Source organism: Candidatus Magnetaquicoccus inordinatus (genome assembly GCF_004217665.1).
Lineage (GTDB): Bacteria > Pseudomonadota > Magnetococcia > Magnetococcales > Magnetaquicoccaceae > Magnetaquicoccus > Magnetaquicoccus inordinatus.
Genome location: NZ_RXIU01000124.1, coordinates 1 through 10446 on the forward strand (window position 1 = coordinate 1; position 10446 = coordinate 10446).

The following is a 10446-nucleotide window of genomic DNA, read 5'->3' on the forward strand; positions in this document are numbered from 1 at the left end:
CAGGGCAATCGCATTTGAAAATCAGAAAATTATTATGGAGGTCCAGGAGGAGATTATCTCCTCCTGGTGGGTGCAGGGCAAAGCCCTGCTGGTAATGTGCGGCGTTTCACAAAAGCGAATGCGTAGCATTCGCGCACGCCGCACCGATTTGTGCCCCGCAGGGGCACTCTTTTGGGAGAGCGGACGCCCGACATGCACAGTTTCGCTTGTGGCAACAGTGAGGAAATTGGCAAATGCGATTGCCCTGGGGCGCTGTTTGTGGAGTGTTGAATAATCAGTATTTCTTGCTAGGATAGCAAAATTGTGTACGGTGGGAGGAGGCAAGGAGAGGAGCCGGATGGGCAAGATATTGGTCATAGATGATGATCTGACGCTGGGACGACTATTGACGCGGATGCTGCGTGGTGCGGGTCATGAGGTGCGAGCGGAGAGCAGTTGGCGAGTCGGCATGGAAGTGTTGACGGCAGAGGCTTATGACTTGGTCTATTGCGATGTGCGTTTGCAGCAGGAGTTTGGCTTGGATCTGTTGCCGAAGATTGCCACGCTGCCCTTGCCGCCATTGGTGATCATCATCACCGGTCATCCCAGTTTGGAGACAGCACAGCAGGCGATGCGGGAGGGGGCATTTGACTATCTGGTCAAGCCAATTTTGGAGGAGGCGTTATTGCGTTCGGTAAACCGCGCCTTGGCGGCCAAACGCTTTCAGACCGAGCGGGAAAATGTGCGTTTGCATTTGCAAGCGGTGTTGCACACCATCGATGAGGCATTATTCAGTATCAGTTGTGATTGGCAGGTGCGTTCGGCCAACCAGAAGGCGCAGCAGTTATGTGGAATTGTGCTTGCGGAAAACGGGGAGGAGCCGTTGTGTTTGCCACAACATTGCCATGGGGCGTGTACGGAGGCGTTACGAGCTGCTTTGCAGGGGGAGCAGATGACCCTGTTGCGGCAGAGATGTCAGCGCCCGCATGCTCCGGAGCGGGTGGTCTCTTTGACGGCGACGCCGTTGACAGATATTTCCGGCCACTTATTGGGGGCGCTCCTGGCGATCAAGGATGAGACCCAGGTGGTGCAATTGGAAAATGCGGTGCATGGTCGTGCCCGTTGGCCGGGGTTGGTTGGTCAGAGTGTGCTGATGCAGCAGCTTTACCGAAAAATTGAGCAAGTGGCAGAGGTAGAGACCACTGTATTATTGAGTGGTGAGTCGGGTACGGGCAAGGAGTTGGTTGTAGAGGCGATTCATCAGGCAGGCAGTCGTTCGCGTCAACCGTTGGTGCGGGTCAACTGTGTGGCTTTGAGCGAGACGTTGTTGGAGAGTGAGCTGTTTGGCCATGTGCGCGGCGCTTTTACCGGTGCGGTGCGCGATCGGGTGGGACGCTTTCAGGAGGCGCATCGGGGGACGATCTTTTTGGATGAGATTGGGGATATATCACCTGCCATGCAGATGCGTTTGTTGCGGGTGTTGCAGGAAAAGAGCTTTGAACGGGTCGGGGAGAATCGTCCTTGTACGGTAGATGTGCGGATTGTTGCGGCCACCAATCAAAATTTGGCTGCCATGGTGGAAAACAATCGCTTTCGGGCGGATCTCTATTATCGGTTGCGGGTGGTAGAGATCAATTTGCCGCCATTGCGGCAGCGTCGGGAGGATATTCCTCTCTTGGTTGCATATTTTATTCGAGAGTTTAATGAGCGCTTTGGCAAGAGAATTGGTGGGGTCAGCGAAGGGGTGTTGCACCGCTTTATGCACTATCATTGGCCGGGTAATGTGCGTCAGTTACGACATACCATAGAGCATGCCTTTGTGGTGTGCAATCGGACGGAGATTGATGTGCCGCATTTGCCGGAGTGGGCAGACCAGGAGCGCGGCGGAGCAGAGGTGGTGACGGCGGAGGTCGCTGCCGAGGGCAATCTTGAGCAGCAGACCATATTGAATGCATTGGTGGCCAATCGCTGGCATCGGGACAAGGCGGCCCAGCAGTTGGGGATGAGTCGCAGCACCTTTTATCGTCGTTTGAAACAGTTTGGTTTGGACGCATCGGATGGATAAGCAGAGTGCGGGTACAGCGGCAGGAAAGGGTGGATCTGTGCAGGACAGTGAGCACTCCTCGAACAGATATAAGCTGCTTTCTGAGCATGGCGGGGAGTGGTCGCGATTTTTATTGTTGATGGCCATCATGGTGGCGGTGGTGTTGCTGGTGGGTGGGCAAGCGATTCATCTCTATTATGATGATCTCCTGGAACGAGAGCAGAAACGTTTATATGTTTTGGCGCGCAGTCAGGCACAAATGATCCAGCGCATGCACAAAGAGGATATTGTGCGTTTATGGATGCCACAATTGGCCGATGAGCGGATTCAAAAGTTTATCACTGAGGTGTTACCCATTTGGCAATCGCGTTTAGGGGAGACAGGGGAGATTGTTTTTGCCCGACGGCAAGGGGAGTATATTCAATTTTTATTTTCCCGTCGTCATGCAGCAGATTTGTTGTTGGAGAGTGTTCCCTGGCGTGAGGAGCAGTGGGCGGAACCGATGCGTCGGGCGTTGCAGGGGCAGGGTGGTTCGATGATCGGCAATGATTATCGAGGGGTAGAGGTGATTGCTGCCTATGAATATCTGCCCGATCTGCAAATGGGCATGGTGGCAAAGGTTGATTTGAGTGAGTTGAATGCGCCGATTGGCCAAACGGCACAAGGGGTGCTGGGTACCGCACTGTTGAGTATTGTGTTGGGAGTCTGGATATTCTCGCGGATTAGTGAAGGGGTGATTGGTCATTTACGGCGGGCCAGGGATGAGTTGGCGCAAAGTGAACAGGCGCTGCGGGAGAGCGAACAGACCTATCGTTCATTGTTTGCCAATATGCTCAATGGATTTCTCTATTGCCAGGTGATCTTTGTTGAAGGCAAGGCGGTAGATCTACTCTGCTTGGCAGTCAATGAGGCGTTCAGCAAACAGACTGGTTTGGCGGACGTGGTGGGCCGACGGGTGACCGAGTTTTTGCCTGGTTTTGCGCAAAAGGATGGGGAAGCGTTGCAGCATTGCGGTCGCGTGGCTGCGACCGGGGTGGCAGAACGTTTTGAGATCTATTTGCATTCCATACAGCAATGGTTTGATGCCTCTTTGTATTCTCCGCATCCCGGTCATTTTGTGGCGGTGTTTGATGTGATCAGCGCACGCAAGCTGGCCGAACAAAAGATCTCTGAAGAGAGTAATCGACGCAACTATCTTTTTGAACATAGCCGTGATGGTTTGTGCATTTTGGGCATGGATGGACGGATTCAGGAGGCCAATGCCCAATTTGCGCGTATGCTGGGCTATGAACGCGAGGAGATGAATAGGCTGTACGTATGGGATTGGGATGTGCAATGGGGCAAGGAAGAGATTTTGTCATTGATGCAGGATCTGAATGTAGAGGGCGCCTCCTTTGTTACCCACCATCGGCGCAAGGATGGCAGTCGTTATACAGTGGAGGTCAGTACCAGCAAAATGGTTTGGCAGGGCGAGAGTTTATTGCTCTCTTCGCATCGGGATATTACCCGTCAGGTGCAGCAGGAGGCACAACTGCGCCAGGCAGTGAAGATGGAAGCCATTGGCACGTTGGCCGGGGGGATTGCGCATGATTTTAACAATATTCTCAGTATCATGCTTGGCTTTGCCGAGCTGGCAATGAAACAGTTGCCCAAGGAGGGGCAACCTTGTCAGGATGTGCAGGAGATTTTTCAGGCAGGATTGCGGGCACGGGATCTGGTCAGTCAGTTATTGGCTTTCAGTCGGCGTGCCGAACAACAGATTCGTCCTATCAGCATCGATCCTTTGCTCAAAGAGGTAGTCAAATTTTTACGGGCGGTAATTCCCGAAGAGGTGCAACTGCATTTGCAATTGCCGGGAGATCCGGTTCGGGTATTGGCTGATCCGGCACAAATTCATGAAATCATCATGAATCTGGCTACCAATGCCTTGCAGGCTATGGAGGGAGCACCAGGCAGATTACGGATCACACTTTATGAGACGGAATTGCCCGAAGCAAGCGCCTATCGTTTACGCCTGGCGGTGGGGCGTTATGGGGTTTTGACTGTTGCTGATAGCGGACCTGGCATTGCACCTGAACATTTGCCGCGGATTTTTGATCCCTTCTTTACCACCAAGGAGCCGGGCCGTGGTACCGGTTTGGGATTGTCGGTGGTGCATGGATTGGTGACCGCCAATGGTGGTGCAGTAGAGGTGAATAGTCGTTTGGGTGAGGGGGCGCAGTTTTGCATTTATCTGCCTCTGGCTGCTTCGGAAGAGGCGGATGCCATAGTGGAGAGTCCTCTTTGAGATAGAATGTCTCAAGTTGGGAAGGATGTGAGACTTTTTGTTCCAAAATTAACAAATAAATTATGTGTATGAAGGAAGGTTGTTTTTAATAATATATTGAAAAATATGTGCTTTTTAATAAAATGTCGCAAACTATAATTTGGAATGATCTCTGCGTATAAGGATGGCAAGGAAGGGTTGGAACGCTACGAGCGAGGGAGAAGGGGAATGGAGTCCATCTTATTGGTGGAAGATGATCCGCACTTGTTGCTGCTCTATCGCCGATTTTTGCAGGAGGCGGGCTTGCAGGTGCACACAGCAGCGAATGGACAACAAGCGCTGCATGTGTTGCAACAGGAGCCGGTGCGTTTGGTGATCACCGATCTCTTGATGCCGGAGGGGGATGGATTTGAGCTGATGCGTGCGATTCATAATCAGTATCAGCATTTGCCAGTGATAGCGATTACAGGTGGTGGACGTTTTATGTCGTCACAATTTTTATTGGAGTCGGCACGCTCGTTGGGGGCAAGGATGGTCCTTCATAAGCCATTTCGCGAAGAAGAGCTGTTACAGAGTGTGGTTGCATTGCTGCATGAGTTGGCCGAACCGATAGCCACCTCATTGCCGGAGTCCATTCCAGTTGTGCCAGCAGATTCATGATAAGGAGGGGAGCATGTCTATTTCGTCGATTAGTGAAACGACACAATTTTTGACTTTTACTTTGGCTGATGAGGTCTTTGCTGTGGAGATCAATCGGGTCAAAGAGGTGTTGGAATATACGACGGTGACGCGGGTGCCGCATACACCGGCCTTTGTCTGTGGGGTGATCAATTTACGGGGCAGTGTGGTGCCAGTGATGGATATGCGCAAAAAATTTGCTTTGCCCAGCACGGAGCGCACGGTCAACACCTGCATCATTATTATTGAAGTAACGATTGGCGAGAAGACCACGGTATTGGGAGCAATGGCTGATTCGGTGAAAGAGGTGATGAGTCTGGAGCCCGATCAGATTGATGCTGCTCCGCGCATTGGCGCCAAATTGCGCACGGAATTTATTCGCGGCATGGGCAAACATGGGGAGCACTTTATCATTATTCTTGATACCGATCGGGTCTTTGCCGCCGAAGAGATGGAAGGTGTGTTTGATGGCAGTGGCGCACAAGGTATGGCAGCATAGCGAATAGATTATTCAGTGCATAACTCCCGTTAACGGAATAATTGGAGCATAAGATGAACAAATTGAAGTTAGGGACAAAGTTGGCATTGGGTTTTGCGGCAGTATTGTTGTTGACGTTGTTGGTGGCGGTGCAGGCATTTGTGGGCTTTAATTCGGTGGTAAAGCGGGTCGAAAATTCGGAGTTGCTCGCCTCTATTGATAATGAAACCATTCGCGCCTTGCGTGCGGAACGCAACTTTGTTGCGGAACCGGAAGGAAAATTTGCTGAAGATGCCAAAAAGGCCACTGAGGCGATTGTCAGTAAAGCAGAAGTGGCACGAGAGCAGAGATTCAAAGATCCTGTAGACCGGGACAATATGAGCAAAATAGCTCAGTTGTCTCAAAAATATGGCAAGGCCTTTGAGCAGTTGGTTGCCGAACACAAAGAAGGGCAGCAAGAGCTGACGCTGATTCGCGCAGTGTCACAAAAGGTGGTGCAAGCGGTTGATCAGTTGGAAGAGAGTCAATATCGCAAGCTGCGTGAGTCAACCAAAGATGGTGCCAGCCAACGCAGCGCAGAGGTTTTGCAGCAGGTCGTGGATGGACGAATCGAAAAGCTCAATGCTGTCTCCGAATTGAGTAAATATTTTTCCGATGCCCGTCTGGGGGAGAAGGAGGTATTGCTCAGTAATGGCAAGGATGAAAAGCAGCTTAATCGTTTACAGGAGAGTTTGCGCAAGGCCAAAGGATTGGCGGAGCAGGTAACGGCATCGTTCCGGGATGCACAGGATGTGGCGCAGGGCAAGGCATTGGTGCAGACATTTGTAGATTACCAGAAGGCGGTGGAGTCGTTATTGAGTCAATTGGCGCATCAAAACAAGGCGGAGCAGGAGATGATTGCTGCGAGGCGTCAGTTGAATCAGTTGGTTGATGAGGTGAATGAAGGGCAGGTCAAGAAGCTGCATCATGAAATCGACACTTCCGAGCAGATGATCAGTTTTGGCAGTTTGTTTGCGATTGTGGTGGGTAGTGTGTTGGCCTGGATGATCAGTCGCAGTTTGGTGAGTGCGATCACAGGTTGTATAGGCAATATGGTGAACATGTCGCAGGGCAACTTGGCGATCAGTTGTATCAGCAACCGGCAGGATGAGTTGGGAGACATGTCGCGGGCTATTGATGCCATGGCTGTCAAATTGCGGGAGGTGGTCAATGAGATCACTCAGGCATCGAGTGGGGTATCGGTAGGGGCGGAGCAGTTGGCGGAGGCGGCTCAGACATTGTCCCAGGGTGCGACCGAGCAGGCGGCGAGCATTGAGGAGACCTCCTCGGCGATGGAGGAGATGAGCGGCAATATCATGCAGAACACCGAGAATGCACAGACCACCGAGCAGATTGCCAAAGTAGCGGCGCAGGATGCGGCGGATGGAGGCAAGGCGGTTGCGGAGGCGGTAGGGGCGATGAAGGAGATTGCCAGCAAGATTTCGATTATTGAGGAGATTGCCCGGCAGACCAATTTGTTGGCGCTCAATGCAGCGATTGAGGCGGCGCGGGCAGGGGAGCATGGGAAGGGTTTTGCGGTGGTGGCGGCGGAGGTGCGCAAGCTGGCGGAGCGGAGTCAGACGGCGGCGGGCGAGATAGGACATCTTTCATCGGCCAGTGTTCAGGTAGCGGAGCGAGCAGGGACGATTATAGGCAAGCTGGTACCGGACATTCAGCGCACAGCACAGTTGGTACAGGAGATTGCAGCGGCCTCACGCGAGCAGAGTCAGGGTGCAGGACAGATCAATGTAGCGATCAGTCAATTGGATCAGGTGATTCAGAAGAATGCAGGGGCTTCGGAAGAGATGGCGGCCACTGCAGATGAGATGAACAGTCAGGCACAGCAATTAAGCAGTACGGTGAGTTTTTTCCGTACCGGCCAGGAGGGTATTAGAGAGGTACGGAGAGAAAGGACGCAGCGTTCCAAAACAGCGGCAAAGCCTGCTGGTGGGGTGATGGTCAAAACAGCCAAATCTTTTTTGCCGGCCCCGGCGAAGGGAGTGGTGGCCATCTCCAAGAAGGAGAACAAAGGGAACAAGGATGAAGAGTTTGAATCTTTCTAGGAGCTGCGTAGCGCAGGGAGAGGTCGTAGAAGGGATCTTTTACGGCAGCGCAAAGAGGGGCGCAGGGAGAGGTCGTAGGCTGAGTCTTACGGTCGCGCACCAGGAGGCGCAAGGAGGTATTGAAGGCTGAGTCCTTCGGTGGCGCCAAAGAGCGCAGGGAAAAGTCCGGGAGCAGTCCCCTCCCGGCTGCGCGCAAGCAGGAAGCAGGGGAAAGATCGGGAGGCGAAAGCCTCCCGGTCGCATTTCAGGGAAAGAAAAACGGCCACCTTGTGAGTGGCCGTATCTGTTTGATTTGACTGGAGCCGCCTCTCGGATTTGAACCGAGGACCTGCTCATTATGAGTGTGTTTCCCCTGGCTTTTTGGCCTTTCCGGCAGTAGTAAGAAACCATATAAATTCAGCACATTTGCATCTTGTCGTTTTCGCCAGTTTCCGCGATTTTTATTCCTGTTGAGTGCTGTTTGATTGCTGGAAATCACGCCAGCAATCACAAACGGCGGACCAGGAGGGCATGATCATGGCACAGGGCATGATCACAAAACGGGCTGTTGAGGCTAAGCCATCGGCAGATGTTGTTCCTCTGAAAATAGAAAAGAGCAGGATTCAGCGGTGATAAATTGGAAAAATAGATCTTCACACCACCCATTGAAGTGTGTAGAGTACACATCATGCCTTTGAGCAGCAGGGAAATCATTCGCAGACTGGAACAGGATGGCTGGGTGTTGCATCACCAGCAAGGCAGTCATTGCCAGTTCAAACATCCCAGCAAACCAGGAAAGGTGACGGTTCCCCATCCCAGGCATGATTTGCCTATCGCCACAGTCCGTTCCATTTGGAAACAAGCGGGGATTTTGCCATGAACTTTGCCATCGCCATACATAAGGATGCGGATTCGGATTACGGAGTAACCGTGCCTGATCTGCCGGGCTGTTTTTCTGCTGGAGGCACCATGGATGAGGCCATCAGCATGGCCAGGGAGGCGATTCAAACACATGTGGAGGGGTTGTTATTGGACAACGAGACAATCCCCTTTGCACGACCGATTGAAGAACATCAAAGCAATCCAGAATTCGCTGGTGCGGTATGGGCGGTGGTCCAGGTAGACCTGGGCAAGATCACCGGTAAAAGCAAGCGCATCAATATCACCATTCCAGAACCGGCACTGGCACGGATTGACAGCTACGCCGCAGCACACGGAGAGTCCAGATCCGGCTTTTTGATGCGTGCCGCATTACAGGCGATGCGTTGAACACTGAATGTCCATCTGCCGCGACGGCGGGAAAAGGGGAAATCCTTCAACCCCCTGGCCGGGCCTTATCTTGATGGAATCGCCATGAATGAGGGCGAGTAATGATTATCGAAACATGGTTGGATGCTGTCACAGGTTTGAGTAAATCGCTTGGATGGACCAAAGAGAGCGCCTGTTTTCTCATGAAGGTGTTGGGGTACTCAAACAGCCCCCAAAGCAGGGCAATGGCCACAATAATGGCGATGGTGGTAATGGTAATGCTGGCGTCTAGTGGGGTGACAAAGCTGACCTGACATGCTTACGTTAATCTGTTACACTCCCTGCTCCAAGGGATTCGAGCAGGAGTATGTGGTATGGTCAAGTATGTGGTACGCCTGACGCCGACAGAGCGAGAAAAGTTGGGAGAGTTGATCAGTAAGGGCCGGGCAGCAGCATCTGTCCTTCTGCGCGCCAGAGTCTTACTCAAAGCGGACGAAGGAGACGATGGCCCGGGTTGGTCTGATGAAAAAATACGAGAGGCTCTGGATACCAGTTTATCGACCGTCCACCGTGTTCGGCAGGAGTTTGTTGAAACCGGGTATGATGGAGCCCTATACCGCAAAAAACCTCAAGGACGCCAGTTTCGGAAACTGGATGGGGAACAAGAGGCGCGATTAACCGCGTTGGCGTGTAGCGCTCCACCGGAGGGTCGAAAACGATGGACGCTAAATTTGTTGGCGGACAAGTTGGTTGAATTGAATGTGGTAGACAGCATCACATCGGAGTGCGTCCGTCTTGTATTAAAAAAAACGAAATTAAACCATGGCTTAAAGAACAATGGGTGATTCCCCCAAAAGCTGATGCAGAGTTTGTATGCGCCATGGAGGACGTGATTTCTGTCTACATGCGACCCTACGATCCGCAGCGTCCGGTAGTCTGTTTTGATGAGATCCTCAAACAATTGGTAAAGGAAACGCGGCAACCAACTCCAGCGAGACCAGGTCAAAGCGAGAGATTTGATTACGAATACGAGCGGAATGGCACGGCCAACATGTTCATGATCTTCGAACCGCTTTCAGGGAGACGGCATGTCAAGAGTACTGACCGTAGGACAGCGATTGATTTTGCTCAAGTAATTCGTGACGTGGCGGATAACCATTACCCTGACGCTGACAAGATTGTTCTTGTGATGGACAACCTGAACACACACAAACCAGCGTCATTGTATCAAGCATTTGCACCGGAGGAAGCCCGCAGAATATTGGATCGTTTTGAGATTCATTACACACCAAAACACGGCAGTTGGTTGAATATGGCGGAAATCGAGTTGAGCGTCCTCAGTAGCCAGTGTTTGGATCGACGGATTCCTGACAAAGAGACGTTAGATAGAGAGGTTTCCTCATGGGAAAAGGAACGAAACCAGAAAAACAGCAAGGTGGATTGGCAATTTACGGCCCAGAACGCGAGGATCAAATTGAAACGTCTTTACCTGTCAATTCAGCTTTGCTGACCCACTAGATCCTTCCAGGTTTTTTGATCGGGGGCGACCTCTATAGGTGGTCTTTTGGTTTTGCCTGTGTTGTTGGTGTCGAACCGTGCCCACGCCTTGCCAGGGTTGTAGTCAAAGCCTGGATCGGGCGAGAAAAGCAGCTTGTTGCCAGTACGGCTGGTG

Annotated in this window: 8 protein-coding genes; all 8 read left to right on the forward strand. The window is 52.0% G+C overall.

Going from position 1 to position 10446, the window contains the following annotated elements; genetic code table 11:
• Positions 1-337: 337 nt before the first annotated feature.
• The 8 genes from EJP87_RS10015 (at position 338) to EJP87_RS10055 (ending at position 10284) form a co-directional block, all read left to right on the forward strand.
• The gene (locus EJP87_RS10015) at positions 338-2044 is read left to right on the forward strand and encodes a sigma 54-interacting transcriptional regulator (protein WP_130471732.1); all 1707 of its coding nucleotides are present in this window, start codon (positions 338-340) and stop codon (positions 2042-2044) included.
• Positions 2037-4310, forward strand: coding sequence for a PAS domain-containing sensor histidine kinase (locus EJP87_RS10020; RefSeq protein ID WP_130471733.1), 2274 nt, complete (start codon positions 2037-2039; stop codon positions 4308-4310). The genes EJP87_RS10015 and EJP87_RS10020 overlap by 8 nt, the downstream gene beginning before the upstream one ends.
• Before the next feature lie 207 nt (positions 4311-4517).
• Positions 4518-4949, forward strand: a complete 432-nt coding sequence (locus EJP87_RS10025; RefSeq protein ID WP_193771283.1) for a response regulator — start codon at positions 4518-4520, stop codon at positions 4947-4949.
• Positions 4950-4962: 13 nt separating this feature from the next.
• Positions 4963-5466, forward strand: coding sequence for a chemotaxis protein CheW (locus EJP87_RS10030; RefSeq protein ID WP_130471735.1), 504 nt, complete (start codon positions 4963-4965; stop codon positions 5464-5466).
• A gap of 53 nt (positions 5467-5519) precedes the next feature.
• Positions 5520-7547: a methyl-accepting chemotaxis protein gene (locus EJP87_RS10035; RefSeq protein WP_130471736.1), complete on the forward strand. Its 2028-nt coding sequence runs from the start codon at positions 5520-5522 to the stop codon at positions 7545-7547.
• 673 nt (positions 7548-8220) lie between these two features.
• Entirely contained in the window at positions 8221-8406 is a 186-nt protein-coding gene (locus EJP87_RS10040) for a type II toxin-antitoxin system HicA family toxin (RefSeq protein WP_130471740.1), read from the forward strand.
• Positions 8403-8795: a type II toxin-antitoxin system HicB family antitoxin gene (locus EJP87_RS10045; RefSeq protein ID WP_130471737.1), complete on the forward strand. Its 393-nt coding sequence runs from the start codon at positions 8403-8405 to the stop codon at positions 8793-8795. The genes EJP87_RS10040 and EJP87_RS10045 overlap by 4 nt, the downstream gene beginning before the upstream one ends.
• 353 nt (positions 8796-9148) lie before the next feature.
• Positions 9149-10284, forward strand: a protein-coding gene (locus tag EJP87_RS10055) for an IS630 family transposase (RefSeq protein ID WP_420886857.1) whose coding sequence is annotated in 2 segments (ribosomal slippage) — positions 9149-9575 and positions 9575-10284 — 1137 coding nt in all. Because the reading frame shifts where the segments join, the coding sequence is not laid out codon by codon here.
• The last annotated feature ends 162 nt before the right edge of the window (positions 10285-10446 follow it).